The organism is Winogradskyella ouciana (assembly GCF_965284585.1).
GTDB classification, from domain to species: Bacteria; Bacteroidota; Bacteroidia; order Flavobacteriales; family Flavobacteriaceae; genus Winogradskyella; species Winogradskyella ouciana.
Genome location: NZ_OZ260095.1, coordinates 2,171,246 through 2,192,260, shown reverse-complemented (window position 1 = coordinate 2,192,260; position 21,015 = coordinate 2,171,246). Strand labels below are relative to the sequence as shown.

Sequence of the window (21,015 nt, the reverse complement as noted above, 5' to 3'; positions counted from 1 at the left end):
TTCTGTTTGTTTTCGGGTGCAAAAGTACAATTCTTATTTAAGAATTTGAAGCCAAATAACTCTGTAGAATCAATGTTGCACTAATTTCGTCAATTAATGCTTTATTACGTCGCTGTTTTTTCTTCAACCCACTATCAATCATGGTTTGGAATGCCATTTTAGAAGTAAAACGTTCATCAACGCGTTCCACAGGAATATCTGAAATTGCCTTAGCCAATTTTTCTAAAAATTTCTGAATATACACTTCGCTTTCAGAAGCTGTATTGTCCATTTGTTTTGGTTCGCCAACAACAAATTTTTCAACATTTTCTGTTGCTATATAATCTTTCAAGAACGTAAGTAAATCTTTGGTATCAACAGTTGTGAGACCAGATGCAATAATCTGCATATCGTCCGTAACCGCTAAACCCGTTCGTTTGGTTCCGTAATCTATGGCTAAAATTCTTCCCATGGTTTGCAAAGATAATGTATAAAAAAACGCCTCTTAGCAAAAAGAAGCGTTTTTAATTAGCTATTAATTAAGTCGTTGATTTTATAACCCTCTACAGTTAAATCACGTTAATTATTTATAAGACACAATATTTTAAGTTAGGTCACATTGAAAGAAATTCTTTGTTCTAAAAAAACAAGAAACTCTTAAGCTTCAAATTATGAGATCCCGCTGTAAAAGCGAGATTAATTCAAGTAACTATATTGAATTTTTTACTTCGCAACTATTCAATTTAGAGTTTCATTAAAAAGAAAACTCCTCAAGTTATGGGGAGAGGAGTTTTCAAAATTAGCTATTAATTAAATTCTCAGATCAACTTATTATAAAATAAATTATCATCGCATTTAACAGTAATAAGACACTCGTTCTTTGAGTGGGTCACAATTTTTTAAAAATATTTTCTGAAGCCTCAATATCGAGTTATCTTTGATAAAATTTTTATCGCATGAAACAACTACAATCCGTTATAGAAAATGCTTGGGAAGACCGTTCCCTATTAACCAATCTCGTTACAATCGATGCCATTAGAAGTGTTGTTAATCTTATTGACGAAGGCACACTTAGAGTTGCTGAACCCACAAAAGATGGATGGCAAGTCAACGAATGGGTAAAAAAAGCCGTAGTGCTTTATTTCCCGATTCAAAAAATGGAAACCCATGAAGTCGGTATTTTTGAATACCACGACAAGATTCCTCTAAAAAGGGATTATATGGAAAAAGGTATAAGGGTTGTTCCTCATGCTGTAGCAAGGCACGGAGCTTACATTTCCAGTGGTGTTATTTTGATGCCAAGCTATGTTAATATAGGTGCTTATGTTGATGAAGGTACTATGGTAGATACTTGGGCAACCGTTGGTAGTTGTGCACAAATTGGTAAGAACGTTCATCTGTCTGGTGGTGTTGGTATTGGAGGAGTTCTCGAACCATTACAAGCCGCTCCAGTAATTATTGAAGACGGAGCTTTTATTGGTAGTCGCTGTATTGTTGTTGAAGGTGTGCGTGTTGAAAAAGAGGCCGTACTCGGCGCGAATGTGGTACTAACCATGAGTACAAAAATTATCGATGTCACTGGTGACGAGCCCGTTGAAATGAAAGGTAGAGTGCCTGCAAGATCTGTTGTTATTCCTGGTAGTTATACTAAGAAGTTCAAAGCTGGTGAATTTCAAGTGCCTTGCGCTTTAATCATTGGTAAACGTAAAGAAAGTACAGACAAGAAGACATCTTTGAATGATGCGTTGCGCGAGTATGATGTTGCGGTCTAAAGCCCCATTGCCCTTTGGGCATTTCCCCTAAGGGGAAAATTAAAAGTTTCTAAAATTGAAAGTACTAGTTATTCAACAGAAAATGATAGGTGATGTTTTAGCCACAAGCATTTTGTTTGAGGCTATAAAACACAAATATCCTGATGCTGAATTACATTACGTCATCAATTCACATACATATCCTGTTGTAGCCGAAAATCCGTTTATAGACCAATTTCAATTTTTCACTCCTGATCACGAAAAAAGCAAACGTAAACTCTGGCAATTTGCCAATCAATTACGAAAAGAAAACTTTGATGTTGTTGTTGACGTTTACTCACAAATCTCAAGCAACATCATTGCTTTACGCTCTAAGGCAAAAACTAAAATATCACTAGACAAAGGTCATAACGCTTTAATCTATAACCATAGGTTTAAAAATAAATCAAAGGCTAAAACCAATGCTGGCCTAGCTATTGAAAACCGATTACAAATGCTAGAGCCTCTAGAAATTGACACGACTACAATTGTTAGACCAAAAATCTACCTCACCAATTCTGAAAAGGCAAATGCAAAGCAATTTTTGGAATCAAACGGAATTGATTTAGAAAAACCGCTTTTTATGATTGGTGTTTTGGGTAGCGGAAAAGATAAAACCTATCCGTTTGCCTATATGGCTAAAGTGATTAACAACATTGTAGCTGAACAACCTGATAGTCAGATTTTATTCAATTACATCCCGAAACAAGAAGCAGATGCTAAGGCTATTTTAGAATTATGTTCTGCCGAAACTCAAAAGCAGATTCATTTTGAGGTCTTTGGAAAAAGTTTACGAGATTTTCTTGCCATCACATCACACTGCGAGGCATTAATTGGAAACGAAGGAGGCGCTATAAATATGGCAAAAGCATTATATATTCCTACATTTACCATCTTTTCCCCATGGATAAAAAAAGAGGCTTGGAATATGTTTGATGATGGTAAAAAACATGTTTCTGTTCATCTTAAAGATTATGATGAACAAGCCTACACGGACATTTCTCATCCAAAGGAATTGAAATCAAAAACATTTGAGTTGTATGAAGATTTTAAACCTTCTTATTTTGAGGAAGAATTGAAAGAATTTTTAAAGCGACTAAACTAATCTTTTTTAATGCCGAAGTCAGTCCACTTTTTATTCTCTTTTTTAGTCGTTGCTCTGATGGCCAAATTTTTATCAATCGAATCTTGTGTTTTATAGCCTCTAGGATGATCTAAATGCAAACAAACCGCACTGTATCTAATTTGTTTAGACTTTAAACCATAGTTAAACAGGCGCTCACCTAACTCTCTGTCTTGGCCTCCATATTGCATGCGTTCATCAAAACCATTGATTGCCACTATATCTTTTTTCCAGCCAGAAGCATTATGGCCGTTCCAACTTGCGTTGGTTGGAGTCACCGTATTTAAAAATTGACTAGTAACACCCTTCGCAGTAAGCTTATTGTTTTTAAATGATGATTTTAAACCATGGGATTTCAACCATTTTACATTAAAACAACGTTGGCTAAGAATATCCTCTTTGGTTATAAGTTTGGAGATGGACATAGGCAACATAAAATATCCACCTGACAAAAAATATCCTTCTTCTCGCTCATTAATATGAACTTCCACATAATCCTCTCTTGCCATACAGTCACCATCACTCATTAAAATATAATCTGCATTACAGGCCACTATGGCTTTATTCAAAATTTGGGATTTTTGAAATCCATTATCCTCATGCCAAATATGTACAATGGGATAACTTACTTCGGACTTCATCCTTTCGATAAGGTCAAAAGTGGGTTGTTTAGAACCATCGTCTGCAATAACCATTTCAAAATTCTTGTAGGTCTGTGGCTCATAACTCCACATGACTTTTTCTAGCCATTCTTCAGAATTATAGGTGCTTATTATTACAGAAATATCTGGTTCTTGCATGGTTAACTATGTCTTTATACCAAAGGCTGTCCATTTGGCCTTTTCTCGTTTTGTAGTCGCTCTTATTTGCTGATTTAAAACCTCAGCTTCAGTATTTTTATAAGGTCTATCATGATGCAAATGTACACAAATAGCACTATATCTAACTTGTAAAAATTTGATACCATTATTCATCATGCGCTCTCCCACTTCCCTATCCTCACCTCCGTACTGCATGCGTTCATCAAAACCATTTACGGCCAAAATATCAGATTTATAGCAAGATACATTCATACCATCAAACGTAGCTTTGGTAGGTGTAATGGCATTTAGGAATCTAGATTTAAAATCTGATGTAGTGAGCTTGTTGAGTTTAAATGTTTTGGGCTGTCCTTTTGCTAAAAGCCAATCTCTATCAAAACATTTTTGCTCACTTATAATATCCTTTGTGATACTATTGGAAATCTTTTCAGTCAATTTAAAATAGCCACCGGACAATGCACTATTTTTTCTTTTCAAACTTAAATGCGTTTCCACAAAATCTTCTCTGGCAATACAATCTCCATCCGTAAAAATTAAATAGTCAGCATTTGAAGCCAAAATTGCTTTATTTAGAATTTTTGTTTTCTGAAAGCCTTTATCTTCCTGCCAGACATGAGTTACATTTAACTTGTTTTCCGTAGAAAATTTGTCAACAACTTGTTTTGTTCGTTCATCAGAACCATCATCTGCAATGATAATCTCAAAGTCCATTTCAGTTTGAATACCATAACTATGCAATACCAACTCTAACCATTCTGGTTGATTGTAGGTGCTGATAATCACAGATGCTTTTAAGTCTGATTGCATAACCACAAAAATACTATTTTTACACCAGTGAAAATGCAACTATGCTAAAACTATCTGGTGTTATTATAACGTTTAATGAAGAGCGAAATATTGAGAGATGTTTACAATCTCTAGTAAATGTTGTTGATGAAATTGTGGTTGTAGATTCGTACTCTACAGATAACACTAAAGCAATTTGTGAGCGATTCAATGTAAAATTTATTGAGCAAGAATTCTTAGGTTATATTGAACAAAAAAACTTTGCCTTAGCCCAAGCCAGTTACAATCATGTTGTGTCTCTTGATGGTGATGAGGCGTTGTCTGAAACACTTCAAAAATCTATTATTGATTTAAAATCCAACTGGAAATTCGATGGGTATTATGCCAATCGCTTTAACAACTTTTGCGGACAATGGATAAAATATTCCGATTGGTATCCTAATAAAAAATTAAGGGTTTTCGATAAAACCAAAGCAGAATGGAAAGGCATTAATCCTCATGACAATGTTCAATTACATGATGAAAACGCTAAAACCGGACATTTAAAAGGTGACATCTTACATTGGACGTATCAGACCTATGAGGAAATGGACAAAAAAACAGATTACTTCTCCACTATTGCAGCTAAAGCCTACTATGATAAAGGTAAAACTGCTCCTATATGGAAATTGATCTGGAATCCATACTGGGCATTTTTTAAAGCCTTTGTTTTACGTTTGGGATTTTTAGATGGTCTAAACGGTTTTAGAATCTGCTACCAAACTTGGAAAATCACCTATTTAAAATATTCTAAACTCCGAGAACTATACAGAACTAAGGCTTAGTTCTTTTTCTTTCTCCAGAAATAATATTTCTTTTTAAAGGCTTCTTTCTTTTTGAAACTTGAAGAGAATTTTTGCGAGAAATAATACATGCGCTCTCGCACCTCTGCATGAGGTTTGTTAATCAAATTAGCATATTCATCACTGATAATATCCAGCATATAATCTTTTGGAGATAAACGTGCAAAATTGGCAAGTCGCTCATCATAGCTTAGCGTTTTAAATTCCATACGGTTTAAATCTACCAGATAGAATTTATAGTCGTTACCATCTTTCTTTATCAGCGTATTTCCTGGTGAATGATCTAAAAAATGAATCCCTTTTTCATGCAGCTGAAACGTGAACTGTGTAAACTGTCTTAAGATATTCTCATAATCCTCGCATTGTGGCTCATCAATAAGTTTACGGATTGTAAAATCGTAATTAAGTTGCTTACTGATATAATAACTTTTTCCAAAAACGAAAAGTGAGGTATATTCGATATAGGCTTCTGGACTCGGAGTTAAAATACCTGAATCCAACAATCGTTCCGCATATAAAAACGAACGTTCTGCCTTACTCTTTCTAAAAAAACGATAGACAATTTTGTTAACCACATTAGGAACCTTAAAACCCTTAATATTGTAGCGCTCACCTTCAATGTCTAAAATTTTAATCACATTTCTATAGCCTGTACCAATCAACTCACCTTCGTGGTTAAATTTTTCTAGCGTCGTTTCAATTGATGCTTTGGTTAAGGCTGAGTTTTTGTGGATTTTAATCTTTACAGACATTATAGTTATGACTTTGCATGCAAAAGTAGCTATTTAATTCTTTAAATTTACCGACTATTAATCGGCATTTATGTTTAAACATTATCTCATTACGCGTTTTAATCTCAGAAATAAAAACTGGGACGTCACCAAGAACAATGAAACCTTGTTAACGCGAGAATGGATGACGCATCGCATTGGTTTATTCAGCAATTTTTGTTTGCCATCGGTTGCAAGTCAGACGAACAAAGACTTTCAATGGCTATTGTTTTTTGATCAAACCACCGATGATGATTTTAAACAAGAACTTGAAACCCTTTTAAAACCCTATCCACATTTTAAATCATTCTATGTGGATGGTATGGATGCCTTTCATCCGTCCATAAAAGCGTATGTTTCAGAAGATGGTAAAGAGAGCTCTCATATTATCACGTCTCGAATAGATAATGACGATTGCATTCACAAAGAATATATAGATACCATTCAGCAACAATTTACATCACAAGACTTTATGGCTATTGACGTTTTAAAAGGCTATTCGCTTCAAATTTCGCCTGAGATTATGTTGGGTAAAAAAGAGCATATTTTTAATCCATTTATCAGTTTGATTGAAAAAAATGTCGAACCCAAGACCGTTTGGTTTAGTGACCATAATATGTGGAAAAAAGAGTCGAGACGTGTTGAAATAGCCAACAAACGCTTGTGGATGTCCATTATCCATGAGAAAAATAAAGTCAATGAATTTGATGGTTATGATAATGTGGATTGGAATAGCATAAAATCAGATTTTATAGTATCTGAAAGTGTCGATAAAAAAGTCACTTCAGAAATAATCCCACACAGCCAATGGCGCTATTTAAGTTTTAAGAACAAACTCTACGTCAATTATGTGTTGGCGAGCAAGAAGTTTAAAAAAGCACTTGGTCTATATAAAATTAAGTAATATTGAAATCCCTACTTTTGTGGCTCTAAAACTCAATACATGCGATTAATACAGTTTACGGCATCCAATGGTTGGCGTGGCCACGAGCAGAAAATCATTTATTTATACGAAGCTTTTAAAGCCGAAGGCCATGTAGAGGATCAATGGATTGTTTGTCCAATAGATTCTGAAATCTATCGCATTGCAACCGATAAAGGTATGCAGGTTATTCCTTTTGAATTTAAATCAGAATACAGCTTAGCCTATGCCAAAACATTTAAAAAATTAGCGGAAGAGAAGAATGCTTCAGTTATTTTTATACATAGCAGTAAAGCACATACCCTTGCCGTTTTATCGCATTTTATTTATGGCATGAAAGTGCCTTTAGTATTATGCAGAACATTGATAAAGCGTGTGGACACCAACTTTTTTAGAAAGTGGAAATACAATTACAAAGGCATTAAAAAAATCATCTGTGTATCGCAGCCTGTTGTTGAATCTTTAAAATTTGCAGTAAACGATCATAGCAGATTTACTGTCATTGGTAGTGTAACCGATGTCAATAAATTTAAAAAACAAGAAGCAACTGGTGTTTTACATGAAGAATTCAACATACCGAAGGACTATAAACTAATTGGAAATATTGCCGAGTTCACAGGGTTTAAGGATCATTACACTTGGGTGGATACTGTTGAAATTCTCGTAAAGGAGAACAAAATAAAAGCGAAGTACATTCTTGTTGGAAAAGGCAGTATGGAACAAGACATTAGAAATTATGTCGAAGAAAAAGGCTTAAACGAACATATCATTTTTACAGGGTTTAGGCGTGATGTGCCTGAAATATTACCCGAGTTTGATTTGTTCCTATTTACATCCAACAACGAACCCACAGGTGGAGTACTTTTAGAAGCTTATGCGTGCAAAGTACCTATTGTAGCTGCAGATGCTGGAGGGATTTCTGAAGTTATTGTTGATGGCGAAACAGGTCTTTTGGCTGAAGTTGGCAACGCAAAGGATTTTGCCGATAAAGTGACACTCTTAATTAATGATGAAAAGCTTCAAAAGACATTTACCGAAAATGGTTATCAATATCTTTTAGATAATTTTACAAAAACAGTGATTGCACAGAAAATGCATGATGAGCTTAAAAAACATCAGTTACAAGATTAATGCGTATACTCTTCTTTACAAATGAATATTCTCATCCCAGATTACCAAACTCTGGTGGTGTAGGCTCATTTTTAAAAATAATGAGCGAAGCATTAACAGATAAAGGACATGAAGTATTTGTCTATGGATTTTCTAAAAAACCACTGGAATTTTCGGATAATGGAATCCATTTTAAGTTTTTTAAAAAATATTCTAAGCAATTTCGTTTTAAAGAGTTTAAACGATCAATATCTACAAAATTAGGTCTCGGCAAGGCAGATATAAAATTCTTAGAAGGAGAACGAAAGTATTATGCAAAAAAACTTAGGTCTTATTCTCAAAAGCACCAAATAGACCTTATAGAGTCCTTTGTATTTAATGGTTTAACGGCATATTTTGATAATTCCACACCTCTTGTACTTAGGTTTCATGGATCGAGAGGGTTTTGGCATTGCTATCTTGATAAAGCACCTGAAAAAGCAAAAATAGAAATTGAAAAAAAAGCGCTCAATGCCACTCCCTTTGTTATAGCCAATTCAAACTTTTCAAAAGATTTTATAGAAGATTATTATAATGTAGATGTAGATACAGTCATCCACAATGGAATAGATACTAAGCTATTTGCGCCTGATAATACAATAAAGGAGTTGCCAAAATCTATATTCTATGTAGGAACCATGTCCGAGGCTAAGGGAGTTAAAGACTTAGCTAACATATTTAACAGTATTATAGAAGCACAACCTGAAGCTAGTTTACACCTCATCGGAAGAGGTGAGAGCTATTGGAATTATATAAATACCGAAGTGCTTTCAGAAAAAGCACAATATAAAACTCAGTATTATAATCACTATCAACTATCGGAGATTCCTAAAAAATTGATGGAAGCATCAATTATTGTAGTACCATCAAAAGGTGAAACTTTTGGATTTACTATTGTAGAAGCTATGGCACTTGAAAAAGTAACTGTTGTTTCTAATATTCCTGTTGCTAAAGAAATTATATCTGATGGTATTGATGGATTTATAGCTAAAGACAGCGAGGACTTTATAAAAATAATCTTAAAAATATTAGATGACTCTAATGATTATGATGCCCTAAAGAAAAGAGCTCGCGAAAAAGTACTTCACAATTTTACTTTAGAAAAAATGATCACTGACTCCATAAATTATTATAAGAAAATAATTGAAAACAATTCTCAATCTCTAGATTAATCCTTTGAAAAGAATTGTTCTATACCGTAACTTTGCAAATCCCAAGAATGGGTTGCAGTTATGAACCACAAACAAGCTCTAAAACACAATATTTTTGAAATCATCTCTCAATCTGCTGAAGAATTACAGCTAGACTGTTTCGTCATTGGTGGTTTTGTCAGAGATTATTTTTTAGAACGTGGCAACGCTAAGGATATTGATATTGTTGCCATTGGTAGCGGTATTGAATTGGCACAGCAAGTATCAAAAAATTTACCGCAACAACCAAAAGTTCAGGTGTTTAAAACTTATGGCACGGCAATGTTGCGTTATGACGATATAGAGATTGAATTTGTAGGTGCACGCAAGGAAAGTTATACCGAAGACAGCAGAAACCCTGTTGTTGAAGATGGGACTTTAGAAGACGACCAAAACAGGCGTGATTTTACAATTAATGCTTTGGCTTTAAGTTTAAACAAAGACAATTTTGGTGAACTTCTAGACCCTTTTAACGGCATTGAAGATTTAGATAAAGGTATTATCCGTACACCTTTAGACCCAAATATTACTTATAGTGATGACCCTCTGAGGATGATGCGAGCAATACGTTTTGCTACGCAGTTGAATTTTACAATTGAGGAAAAATCACTCAATGCTATTAAGAAAAATAAAGACCGCATAAAAATCATAACTAAAGAGCGTATCGTTGTAGAGTTGAATAAAATTCTCGAAAGCGACACACCTTCCATTGGTTTTATGCTTTTAGAAAAAACAGGTCTTCTAGATTACATTTTACCAGAATTAACAGCCTTAAAGGGGATTGACGAAATTGAAGGTCAACGCCATAAGGACAACTTCTATCACACTTTAGAAGTGGTAGATAATATCGCCAAGACTACCGATAATCTGTGGTTAAGATGGGCTGCTTTATTACACGATATCGGTAAAGCACCAACAAAGAAGTTTCATAAAAAAATCGGATGGACCTTTCATGCGCATGAGTTTGTTGGGGCAAAAATGGTGTACAAACTATTTAAGCGTCTTAAGATGCCATTAAATGATAAAATGAAATTTGTGCAAAAGATGGTGTTAATGAGCTCAAGACCAATTGTATTGGCCTCCGAAGTTACGGATTCTGCCGTAAGGCGTTTAATTTTTGATGCTGGTGAACATGTAGATGATTTAATGACACTGTGCGAAGCTGACATTACCACTAAAAACCCTAAAAAGTTTAAGAGGTACCATAACAACTTCAAATTAGTAAGAGATAAAATTGAAGAAGTTGAAGAACGTGACAGAGTTAGAAATTTTCAACCGCCAGTTTCTGGTGAGGAAATTATGAAAGCCTTTAACCTTAAGCCGTCAAAAGAAATAGGAATTATTAAGGAAGCTATAAAAGAAGCGATTTTAGAAGGAGAAATTCCTAATGAACATGAAGCAGCTTTTCAACTCATGATAGAAAAAGGGAAAGAACTAGGCTTAACTACAGCATAGCTATGATAAAGTTGGTTAGAACAGATTCTAGTAACATCGATTTCATTGAATTGGTAAAACAACTCGATGCCTATCTAAAAATTACAGATGGAGATGAGCACGATTTTTACAATCAGTTTAATTCCATAGAAAGTCTTAAACATGTTATAATAGCCTACGAAAACAACAAACCTATTGGCTGTGGTGCTTTTAAGCCTTTTGGATCTACTAAGGTGGAAATAAAACGTATGTTCACATTGACAGAAGAAAGGGGAAAAGGTATCGCAACAAAAATTCTGAATGAATTAGAACATTGGGCACTAGAGTTAGGGTATTCTTACACCATTTTAGAAACGGGAATACGGCAAACTGAGGCTGTAGAATTTTACAAAAAGAATAATTACTTAATTATACCCAACTATGGGCAATACATTGGTGTTGAAAATAGTCTTTGCTTTGAAAAATTATTGAGATATGAAAAAGGATAATAAAGCTGTTATTTATTGGCTTCTTATAGGCTGTGCTTTAATTTTTGTAATGGTCATCGTTGGTGGGATCACAAGACTCACACATTCGGGCTTATCAATTTCAAATTACAAACTGATATCGGGTACCATTCCTCCAATGAATGAAGTAGAATGGAATGAAGCCTTCGAACTTTATAAACAATACCCAGAATACCAAAAGTTAAACTACGGTATGTCCTTAGAAGAATTTAAGGATATTTACTTTTGGGAATGGATTCACAGAGTTATTGGGCGCTTTATTGGCTTGGTATTTATTATACCCTTCGTTTATTTCTTAATCAAAAAGCGACTTTCAAAATCAACCATAAAAAAATCCATTATTCTACTCATTATGGGTGGTTTTCAAGGCTTTTTAGGTTGGTATATGGTAAAGAGCGGCTTGGTGGACAGACCCGATGTTAGTCATTACAGATTGGCAGCCCATCTTACAACCGCATTTTTAACGTTTGCCTACACGTTTTGGGTTGCTCTAGATTTAATGTTTCCCAATAAGAAACAGATTGATAAAAAACTGCGAAACCTGATAAGAATTGGACTGATTGTACTCATTATTCAAATTATTTATGGTGCATTTGTGGCAGGATTGGATGCAGGTTGGATTCATAACCATTGGCCTTTTATGAGTGAAGGTAAGTTCATCCACGAAACGGTTTACATTGAGCAAAACCCAACATACCTCAACTTTATTGAGGGTAAAAGCGGTGTGCAATTTGTCCACAGAACATTAGCATACATCGTTGTTATTTTCATTCTCGCTATTTGGTATAAAGCCACACGAAATGAGATAACCCATTGGCAAACAAAAGGAGTGAATAGTCTTTTAATTATGGTCGGTGTACAGTTTTTACTTGGTGTTTTAACATTAATCTACGCTGTACCTGTTTGGCTAGGCGTGCTACATCAAGTTGGTGCATTTATCTTATTGAGCTGTATGGTATTTACACTTCACCGTTTTAGCAAATAAGGATTGCTGAAACTAATTAACCATAAACGCATCAACAAATAAACTGTTAAACATCTTGTACATATTAATTAACTTTGAATTCAGAACTATTATCTTTGCATTATGATATACAGATTTAGAGTCATATTAGACAATGATACGGAAGATGATGTTTTTCGGGATTTAGAAATCCGAGAGACGGATACTATGGAAGACCTACACAACATCATTACTCAATCCTTTGGGTTCGATGGTATGGAAATGGCTTCTTTTTACATTAGTGATGATGAATGGAACCAAGGTGAAGAAATCGCCATGTTCGATATGAGCGAAACTGGTAACGAAGTAAAAATGATGAGCACAACCATCATTAAGGATATAGTGCACGAAGCCTCACCAAAGTTGATTTATGTTTACGATTTCCTCAACATGTGGACATTTTATGTAGAACTTGGGGAAATTGTTGAAGAAGCTCAAGGTACTGACTACCCTAATTTAATGTTTGTGCATGGACAAATACCAGATGAAGCCCCAGAAAAAATATTTGAATCCGAAGATGATGATGACGATTATAATGAATTTGAAGATGAAATAGATGTCGATGATTATAGCGATTTAGATTTTGATGAAAATTGGAATTAAATCCAATCCACCAAACAACAATTAAGCATCTTTACGATGCTTTTTTTATTTTACTGTAACAAATATCAATGAGAATCGTCTTACCTACATAACCAAACAATGTTAATCAAAAAACACTATTAGTCATAGTGTCATATTGAGCGCAGACGAAACACAAGAAACCGAGAGATATTAAAGTTTTCGACTGCGCTCAAACTGACAAGACAGTGTGCTTTTTGAGAAACATAAAAACCAATCATATTTTGGAGCCAATCCTAACAATCAACAATCTCACAAAGAAATTTGGCTATTTAACAGCCGTAAAAGATTTAAGCTTTACCATCAATAAAGGTAATGTCTATGGTATTTTAGGTCCTAACGGAAGTGGTAAGTCCACAACATTGGGCATTGTACTTAATGTTGTTAACAAAACCAACGGAGACTTTCATTGGTTTGATGGTAATACCACAACCCACGATGCCTTAAAACAAGTCGGCGCAATTATAGAACGTCCCAACTTTTATCCTTATATGACCGCAGAACAAAATTTAAAATTGGTATGCAGAATAAAAGGTGTTGACCATAGTAAGATTGCCGAAAAACTGGAAATCGTAGGTTTACTGGATAGAAAAGACCATAAGTTCAAAACCTATTCTTTAGGTATGAAACAACGTTTGGCCATTGCTTCCGCCCTACTCAACGACCCAGAGATTCTAATCTTAGATGAACCAACCAATGGTCTCGATCCGCAAGGTATTCATCAGATACGTCAGATTATAAAAGACATTGCTGCAGATGGCACTACGATCCTTTTGGCCTCACACCTTTTGGATGAAGTTGAAAAAGTATGTTCTCATGTTGTGGTTTTACGCAAAGGAGAAAAATTATATTCAGGTCGTGTAGATGAAATGATAAGCAGCCATGGCTTTTTTGAATTAAAAGCTGAAAAGCACAGCGAACTCATCAATGTACTAGAAAACAACTCAGATTTTGGCAAATTAAAAGTTGAAGGAGATCTCATAACGGCTTTCTTAAATGAACCTATGTCTGCACCAGATTTTAACAAGCTAATGTTTGAAAAAGGTATAGTACTCTCGCATTTAGTAAAACGAAAAGAAAGTCTGGAGGAGCAATTCCTTCAACTTACAGATAAATTAAATTAATAAAAACCAACTTGTCCTGAGCGCAGTCGAAGGGTCAAAAAACAGCATAATCTATTTTTAGAATTAAGCACAACCAATCAATATATGTTACGTCTTATAAAATTAGAATTACAAAAACTTTGGTTAAATAAAACCAGTAGAGTTCTCATATTTATATCTTTTATTTTACCCTTTACAGTACTGGTACTGTCTTCAATAAAAATTAATTTCTTTGGCTTTTTTACGTTAGAACTTGGTGAGCTTGGAATTTTTAATTTTCCTATAATTTGGCATATCACTACGTTCTTTGCTTCCTACTTTAAATTCTTCTTTGCCATTGTGGTGGTAAGTATGATAGGAAACGAATACAGCAACAAAACCTTAAAACAGAACCTTATCGATGGACTCAGTAAAAAGGAATTTATACTTTCTAAATTCTATACCATTGTTTTCTTTTCGATATGCGCTACGCTTTTAATAGGTGTTGCTTCATTTCTAATAGGGCTTTATTATTCTAGCTATACGGAAGCTTCAATTATTTTCAGAGAAGTAGAGTTCTTGCTAGCTTATTTTGTAAAACTTGTAGGGTTCTTCAGTTTATGTTTATTCTTTGGAATGTTATTAAAACGTTCAGCTTTTGCGTTAGGTTTCCTTTTTGTTTTATACATTTTTGAATGGTTAATATTTTGGGGAGCTTATGAAGCTTTTGGTAATGCGGATAGTGCTTTTAAACTCAAAAACTTTTTGCCATTAGAGTCCATGTATAAGCTCATTGACCAGCCTATACAACGAATAGTAATGACCAAATTCCCGGAAAAAACAGATATCGCTTATGACTATGCAGTACATTGGTACGAAATCGCCATAGTTTTGGGTTGGTCTGCACTTTTTATCTTTTTGTCTTATCGACTACTTAAAAAGAGAGATTTATAATATCTTTGATAGCAATTGCTATAGAATTTTTAATACTAAAACTAGGAAAACAAGAGTTCTAGTTGTTATATAGTATTGTCGTGCAAGCATAATGCACATCAAAGATGTTATGAAAAAGTTAGGTTTTGCTATGCTCTTACTAATGTTTTGTACCCAAATTTTTGGGCAGAACGAAGCATCCTATTGGTACTTTGGGCAAAATGCTGGTCTTCGCTTCGATGCTACTACAGGCACGGTCACAGGGATTACAGATGGACAAATTAACACTTTAGAAGGTTGCACATCCATCTCTGATGAAAACGGAAATCTTCAATTTTATACAGATGGTCAGACCGTTTGGAATAGAAACCATCAAATCATGGCTAATGGTGATTACTTTGGTGGTACAGGATTATTGGGTGATCCTTCAAGTACATCCTCTGGGCTAATTGTACCAAAACCAGAAGACCCAACACAATATTATATCTTCACTGTTGATGAACCGCACCATGAAAATGCTGCCGTATATCCAAATCAATTTACCGGAAATTATGATAGTGGCGGAAACGTGCCATCAGCAGACGATGGTTTCAATAACGGATTTAATTACTCTCTAGTAGATATGACCTTAAATGGTGATTTAGGAGATGTTGTTGACACCGAAAAAAATGTTCACCTTGTTACTTATGATCCAACTGATGATTTAGAAATACGTTACAAATGTGCTGAAAAAATAACTGCTGTTAGAGCTGAAGATTGTTCCTCGTTTTGGGTTATTACTCATTTTGGAGATAAGTTCTATGCGTTTTATGTAGACGTTAATGGAGTAAGCACTACACCTGTTATCTCAACCGTGGGACCTTATGTACCTATTGAAGGCTACCGAAGAAATGCTTTGGGTTATTTAAAAGCATCACCAGACGCTTCTAAATTAATAGTGGCCCATTTTGGGGAAGCTACAATTACAGCAGGTGATGCTGGTGGAGGTGTTTATTTGTACGATTTTGATAATGAAACAGGAGTTGTTTCTAATAATGTTGAATTGTACAGTGCGCAAAACAATGATAGTCCATACGGAGTGGAATTTTCTGCAGAAAATCGCAAAGCCTATGCTACCATTGGTATTGGTGCTTCTGGCAACGGAGCAAGTCAAGTTTTGCAATGGGATTTGGAAAGTGCTGACATCCCTAATTCCATGCAAGTCATTCATTCTTCCAACACCATAAGTGCTGGTGCTTTGCAACTCGGCATTGATAGGAGGATTTATAGGGCTCAATTTTCTTTTGGAGCTCCTTCAAACGTGCATAGATATATTGGTGTTATTAATAACCCTGAAGCTGATGGTCTTGCCACAAATTATGATGAACAAGGAGTACTGTTAGACGTTGATGGTTTTAATCAAAACACCAGTAGAATTGGCTTACCACCATTTATTCAATCGTTATTTAACTCGCAAACGGATATTATTAGAAATGGCATCAGTACTACAGAACTGAGATTGTGTACCGGTGATGATTATACCTTACAAGCAGATGAAATTGTTGGTGCAGACTATGCATGGTCTTTTAATGGTTCGCCTTTAGCAGAAACATCCTCACAATTATTTGTAGATACACCTGGTTTTTATGAAGTATATATAGAACCCAACAATGGAGACTGCCCAATTGAAGGAAGTGCAGTTGTTGGTGTGTTTGATATTCCAGTTGCAAACCCACTAATAGATATTAGTGTTTGTGATAATTCTGGTAACGACGGGATTTTTGAAACATTTGATTTTACCAATAAAAATGGAGAAGCGCTCTTAAGTCAAAATCCATCGCAGTATAATGTTCGGTATTTTGAAACCATGGATGATGCCAACAATTTAGAAAACCAAATTGTATTTCCCTACACCAATATTAGTAATCCTCAGACTATATATGTAAGAGTTGACAATATGGACAATACCAATTGTTTTGACATTAATTCTTTTGAACTTCAAGTCTATAATACACCGCAGATCGTTCAGCTTAATAATATAGAATTTTGTGATAATGAAGGTGACCCAATGGATGGCTTCGCCAGTATTGAACTTGGTGATCTAATTCCAACTATTAGAGGAGCGCAAGATGAAACTGAAACAAACATTACGTTTCATCCAACTCAAACTGATGCAGATAACAATACCTCTTCGCTGCCACTTACGTATACAAATTCAACAGCCTTCAACGAAACCATTTTTGTTAGAATAGAGAATACAACCAACACCACTTGTTTTAGTACTGGTAATTTTGAATTGATTATCAATGATGCACCTGTAGCCAATGATATAACGATTATACAATGTGACGAAGATGGTATTCCCGAAGGTTTTACAACATTTAATATCAGCTTATTTAATGATGATGTCATTAATAATAGTGCAGACCGAACTGTGGATTACTACCTCTCTCAGACAGATGCAGAAAACCAAGAGGACGAAATAAATGCCGATGCCTTTGAGAATTTCTTTAACCCACAGATCATCTATGCAAGGGTGACCAATACCAATACTGGTTGTGTGAGTTTCAGTGAAGTTTCATTAGAGGTCAGCACCACTTCGTCCAACAACGCAAGCCTTTCTGTCTGTGACAACGATGGTAATGAGGATGGTTTCGCTTCCTTTAACCTCAGTGACAGCAATGCCATTGTACTGGCTGGTGCGCCTGCTGGTCTCGACCTTCAATATTACGAGACCTATATTGATGCTCTGGTGGAAAATAACCCTCTTGGCACGACATTTACCAATACCGTTCCCTACAACCAGACCATATACGCACGTGTTGAAAACTCTAATGCTTGTTATGGTATTAGTGAGATTGAACTTACTGTGTTAGAGCTTCCTGATATAGAAACTCAAGCTGAGACTATATACTGTCTCAACTTTTTCCCAGAGACCATTGTCTTGGATGCTGGTGTCATCAACGATTTAGCAAGTAACTATTTCTTCGATTGGTCCACAGGTGAGGATACGGCAACTATCGAAGTTAATAGTCCAGGAACATACACGGTAAGGGTCACTAATACCGATGGCTGTTTTAAGGACAGAACGATTACGGTATTGCCTTCCAATATTGCATCGGTCACTAATGTAGATATTGTGGACGCTTCACAGAATAATACCATTACCGTTATTGTTAGTGGTGAAGGTGATTATGAATATGCGCTCGACGACATCAACGGTCCGTATCAAGATTCTAATGTGTTTGAGGATGTTCAACCTGGATTGTACACGGTCTATGTTCGAGACAGAAACAATTGTGGTATTACCGAAGAACTGGTCTCCGTAATCGGCTTCCCTAAGTTCTTTACGCCCAACGATGATGACAAAAATGACTTTTGGCAGGTAAAAGGCATCAACAATCGTTTTCAGGCCAATTCCTCAATTCTTATATTTGACCGTTATGGAAAACTGTTAAAAAAGCTCGATCCTCTTGGTCCTGGCTGGGACGGAACCTACAATGGTGCCAAGATGCCTACCAGCGATTATTGGTTCAAGGTGCAGCTACAGGATGGAAGAACTTTTACCAGTCATTTTACACTAAAACGATGAGTTTAAAACCAAATCTATTTATAAAGTCTATAGTATTACTTTACTTTTTATGTTTCAGCATCATTAGCTATGGTCAACAGCCTAACGATTGTGTTAATGCTGTTACGGTTTGTGGTAACTCTAGTTTTACTTTAGATGTTAGTGGTATAGGTATGCAAGAATTAACGGGTTCCAATACCTGTTCTAGTCAAGAAAATAATAGTATTTGGTTGGAAGTTACGATTGCCAATTCAGGGACTTTGGCTTTTACACTAACACCTGGAAGTACGGACATCAATGAAGATTATGACTTTTTCCTTTTTGGTCCTGACGTAAGTTGTGGAAATATTGGTCAGGCTATCCGTTGTTCTACCACAAATCCAGCGGCTGCTAACCAAGGAAATAATTTAACTGGCATGAATGCTACTTCAGCAGAAACTTCTGAAGGTCCAGGAGCTAATGGTGACAGTTTTGTTGGTGATCTGGATGTTTTGGCCGGAGAAACTTATTTTTTAGTCATAGACAGACCCATTGGTAATAGCCCATTTTCTCTAGATTGGACTGGTACTGCAACTTTTCCTGATAATCCTTCTAACCCTGTATTGACTAATCCAAATTCTACAAGTTTACCCAATTTAAATATTTGTGATGCATTAGCACCTTTTGATGATGCTATCACAGAAGTAGATCTTACAACTTTGACACAAGATATTATAAATGGCGAAAGTGATGTTACTGTAACGTACCACGCATCCGAAAGTGATGCCAACATCAACGCTAGTGCTTTGGGTGATGTTTTCAATACGTCTGGAGGGAATCAAACTGTTTTCATAAGAATTGAAAATACTACGACGGGTTGTTTCATTATCAATGATTTTGAAATTAATGTCACCATATTTTCAAATTTCAATCAGCCGACCACTTATGAAGTTTGTGATGATGATACGGATGGAGATGACCAGAATGGTATGACCACATTCGATTTTGATGTTAAGACGCAGGAAATTATAAACGGAATTGCTGGAGCAAATTATAGCATCAGTTATTATTCAAGTCTAGCAGATGCTGAAACAGATACTGCTCCACTTCCTACAAATTATACAAATACAGTTCCTACTCCAACCGATATATTTGTTCGTGTAGAGGATTTGGATACTGGTTGTATTGGTTTTACGTCTTTTGAAATTATTGTGGCAGCAAAACCAATTGCGAATGATGTTTCATTAATTCAATGTGACGAAGATGGTATTCCCGAAGGGTTTACAACTTTTAATATTAATGAAGCTTTTGATACTATTACTGGTGGTGACCCAAATGCTTCCATTATGTTCTACCTCTCTCAGACAGATGCTGAAAACCAAGAGGATGAAATCAATGCCGATGCCTTTGAGAATTTCTTTAACCCACAGATCATCTATGCAAGGGTGACCAATACCAATACTGGTTGTGTGAGTTTCAGTGAAGTTTCATTAGAGGTCAGCACCACTTCGTCCAACAACGCTAGTCTTTCCGCCTGTGACGACGATGGTAATGAGGATGGCTTTGCCTCTTTTAACCTCAGTGACAGCAATGCCATTGTACTGGCTGGTGCGCCTGCTGGTCTCGACCTTCAATACTACGAAACCTATATTGATGCTCTGGTGGAAAATAACCCTCTTGGTACGACATTTACCAATACCGTTCCCTACAACCAGACCATTTATGCTCGTGTGGAAAATTCCAATGCCTGTTATGGTATTAGTGAGATTGAACTTACGGTTTTTGAACTGCCCAACATTGAAACCTCTTTTGAAACCCGATACTGTCTCAACTTTTTCCCAGATACCATTGTCTTGGATGCTGGTGTCATCAACGATTCGCCGAGCAATTATTTCTTCGATTGGTCCACTGGTGAGGATACCGCAACCATAGAGGTCAACAGTCCAGGAACATACACGGTAAGGGTCACCAATACCGATGGCTGTTTTAAGGACAGAACGATTACGGTATTGCCTTCCAATATTGCAACCGTAACCGATGTAGAGATTGTGGATGCCTCACAGAACAATACCATTACTGTTATTGTCAGTGGTGAAGGTGATTATGAATATGCCCTTGATGACATCAACGGTCCGTATCAGGATTCCAATGTGTTTGAGGATGTGCAACCTGGATTGTATACGGTCTATATTCGCGATAGAAATAATTGCGGTATTACCGAAGAACTGGTCTCAGTGATCGGCTTCCCTAAGTTCTTTACACCCAACGATGATGACCAAAATGACTTTTGGCAGGTAAAAGGCATCAACAATCTTTTTCAAGCTAATTCCTCTATTCTTATATTTGACCGTTATGGAAAACTTTTAAAAGAACTAGACCCTCTTGGTGTTGGTTGGGACGGAACCTACAATGGTGCCAAGATGCCGACCAGCGATTATTGGTTCAGGGTCAAGCTCCAGGACGGAAGAACTTTTACTAGTCATTTTAGTTTGAAGCGGTAAGTTTTAAAAAACGTAACTTAGTTTTACCAAACCA

18 protein-coding genes are annotated in these 21,015 nt (G+C 35.8%); 14 read left to right on the top strand and 4 right to left on the bottom strand.

Features of this window, described 5'->3' with window-relative positions:
* Nucleotides 1-37: 37 nt before the first annotated feature.
* A complete protein-coding gene (gene ruvX, locus ACQ65V_RS09640; RefSeq protein WP_430467736.1) occupies nt 38-451 on the bottom strand; it encodes a Holliday junction resolvase RuvX in 414 nt (137 codons plus the stop codon).
* Between the two features lie 484 nt (nt 452-935).
* Here ruvX and ACQ65V_RS09635 point away from each other — a divergent pair, with 484 nt between their 5' ends.
* A complete protein-coding gene (locus ACQ65V_RS09635) occupies nt 936-1,751 on the top strand; it encodes a 2,3,4,5-tetrahydropyridine-2,6-dicarboxylate N-succinyltransferase (RefSeq protein ID WP_430467735.1) in 816 nt (271 codons plus the stop codon).
* Nucleotides 1,752-1,806: 55 nt separating this feature from the next.
* Entirely contained in the window at nt 1,807-2,874 is a 1,068-nt protein-coding gene (locus tag ACQ65V_RS09630; protein ID WP_430467734.1) for a glycosyltransferase family 9 protein, read from the top strand.
* Here ACQ65V_RS09630 and ACQ65V_RS09625 read toward each other — a convergent pair.
* The gene (locus ACQ65V_RS09625) at nt 2,871-3,692 is read right to left on the bottom strand and encodes a glycosyltransferase family 2 protein (RefSeq protein ID WP_430467733.1); all 822 of its coding nucleotides are present in this window, start codon (nt 3,690-3,692) and stop codon (nt 2,871-2,873) included. The two genes, ACQ65V_RS09630 and ACQ65V_RS09625, sit on opposite strands and share 4 nt — an antisense overlap.
* A gap of 6 nt (nt 3,693-3,698) precedes the next feature.
* Complete coding sequence (locus tag ACQ65V_RS09620) at nt 3,699-4,520, bottom strand: glycosyltransferase family 2 protein (protein WP_430467732.1); 822 nt, start codon at nt 4,518-4,520, stop codon at nt 3,699-3,701.
* Between the two features lie 41 nt (nt 4,521-4,561).
* On the opposite strand from ACQ65V_RS09620, the gene ACQ65V_RS09615 reads away from it, so the two are divergent.
* On the top strand, nt 4,562-5,323 hold the full coding sequence (locus tag ACQ65V_RS09615) for a glycosyltransferase family 2 protein (RefSeq protein WP_430467731.1): 762 nt from the start codon (nt 4,562-4,564) through the stop codon (nt 5,321-5,323).
* On the opposite strand, the gene ACQ65V_RS09610 is transcribed toward ACQ65V_RS09615, so the two are convergent.
* Nucleotides 5,320-6,093, bottom strand: a complete 774-nt coding sequence (locus ACQ65V_RS09610) for a Kdo domain containing protein (RefSeq protein ID WP_430467730.1) — start codon at nt 6,091-6,093, stop codon at nt 5,320-5,322. The two genes, ACQ65V_RS09615 and ACQ65V_RS09610, sit on opposite strands and share 4 nt — an antisense overlap.
* Nucleotides 6,094-6,163: 70 nt before the next feature.
* Here ACQ65V_RS09610 and ACQ65V_RS09605 point away from each other — a divergent pair, with 70 nt between their 5' ends.
* The 11 genes from ACQ65V_RS09605 to ACQ65V_RS09555 all read left to right on the top strand — a co-directional run bounded on the left by ACQ65V_RS09605 (nt 6,164) and on the right by ACQ65V_RS09555 (nt 20,981).
* Nucleotides 6,164-7,015, top strand: coding sequence for a glycosyltransferase (locus ACQ65V_RS09605; protein ID WP_430467729.1), 852 nt, complete (start codon nt 6,164-6,166; stop codon nt 7,013-7,015).
* A 39-nt stretch (nt 7,016-7,054) separates the two neighbouring features.
* Nucleotides 7,055-8,164, top strand: coding sequence for a glycosyltransferase family 4 protein (locus ACQ65V_RS09600; protein WP_430467728.1), 1,110 nt, complete (start codon nt 7,055-7,057; stop codon nt 8,162-8,164).
* Entirely contained in the window at nt 8,164-9,354 is a 1,191-nt protein-coding gene (locus tag ACQ65V_RS09595) for a glycosyltransferase family 4 protein (protein ID WP_430467727.1), read from the top strand. Before ACQ65V_RS09600 ends, ACQ65V_RS09595 begins: the two co-directional genes overlap by 1 nt.
* 60 nt (nt 9,355-9,414) lie before the next feature.
* Nucleotides 9,415-10,827 (top strand): CCA tRNA nucleotidyltransferase, encoded by a 1,413-nt coding sequence (locus ACQ65V_RS09590; protein WP_430467726.1) that lies wholly within the window; start codon nt 9,415-9,417, stop codon nt 10,825-10,827.
* Between the two features lie 2 nt (nt 10,828-10,829).
* Nucleotides 10,830-11,294 (top strand): GNAT family N-acetyltransferase, encoded by a 465-nt coding sequence (locus tag ACQ65V_RS09585; RefSeq protein WP_430467725.1) that lies wholly within the window; start codon nt 10,830-10,832, stop codon nt 11,292-11,294.
* Nucleotides 11,281-12,297: a COX15/CtaA family protein gene (locus tag ACQ65V_RS09580; protein WP_430467724.1), complete on the top strand. Its 1,017-nt coding sequence runs from the start codon at nt 11,281-11,283 to the stop codon at nt 12,295-12,297. Before ACQ65V_RS09585 ends, ACQ65V_RS09580 begins: the two co-directional genes overlap by 14 nt.
* Nucleotides 12,298-12,399: 102 nt before the next feature.
* Nucleotides 12,400-12,918 carry an IS1096 element passenger TnpR family protein gene (locus tag ACQ65V_RS09575; RefSeq protein ID WP_273290615.1) on the top strand — a complete coding sequence of 173 codons (519 nt, stop codon included), beginning with the start codon at nt 12,400-12,402 and terminating at the stop codon, nt 12,916-12,918.
* 242 nt (nt 12,919-13,160) lie between these two features.
* Complete coding sequence (locus tag ACQ65V_RS09570) at nt 13,161-14,060, top strand: ABC transporter ATP-binding protein (protein ID WP_430468625.1); 900 nt, start codon at nt 13,161-13,163, stop codon at nt 14,058-14,060.
* Nucleotides 14,061-14,144: 84 nt separating this feature from the next.
* Nucleotides 14,145-14,972 carry an ABC transporter permease gene (locus tag ACQ65V_RS09565; protein WP_430467723.1) on the top strand — a complete coding sequence of 276 codons (828 nt, stop codon included), beginning with the start codon at nt 14,145-14,147 and terminating at the stop codon, nt 14,970-14,972.
* 109 nt (nt 14,973-15,081) lie between these two features.
* The gene (locus tag ACQ65V_RS09560) at nt 15,082-18,522 is read left to right on the top strand and encodes a T9SS type B sorting domain-containing protein (RefSeq protein ID WP_430467722.1); all 3,441 of its coding nucleotides are present in this window, start codon (nt 15,082-15,084) and stop codon (nt 18,520-18,522) included.
* Nucleotides 18,519-20,981, top strand: coding sequence for a T9SS type B sorting domain-containing protein (locus ACQ65V_RS09555; RefSeq protein ID WP_430467721.1), 2,463 nt, complete (start codon nt 18,519-18,521; stop codon nt 20,979-20,981). Before ACQ65V_RS09560 ends, ACQ65V_RS09555 begins: the two co-directional genes overlap by 4 nt.
* The last annotated feature ends 34 nt before the right edge of the window (nt 20,982-21,015 follow it).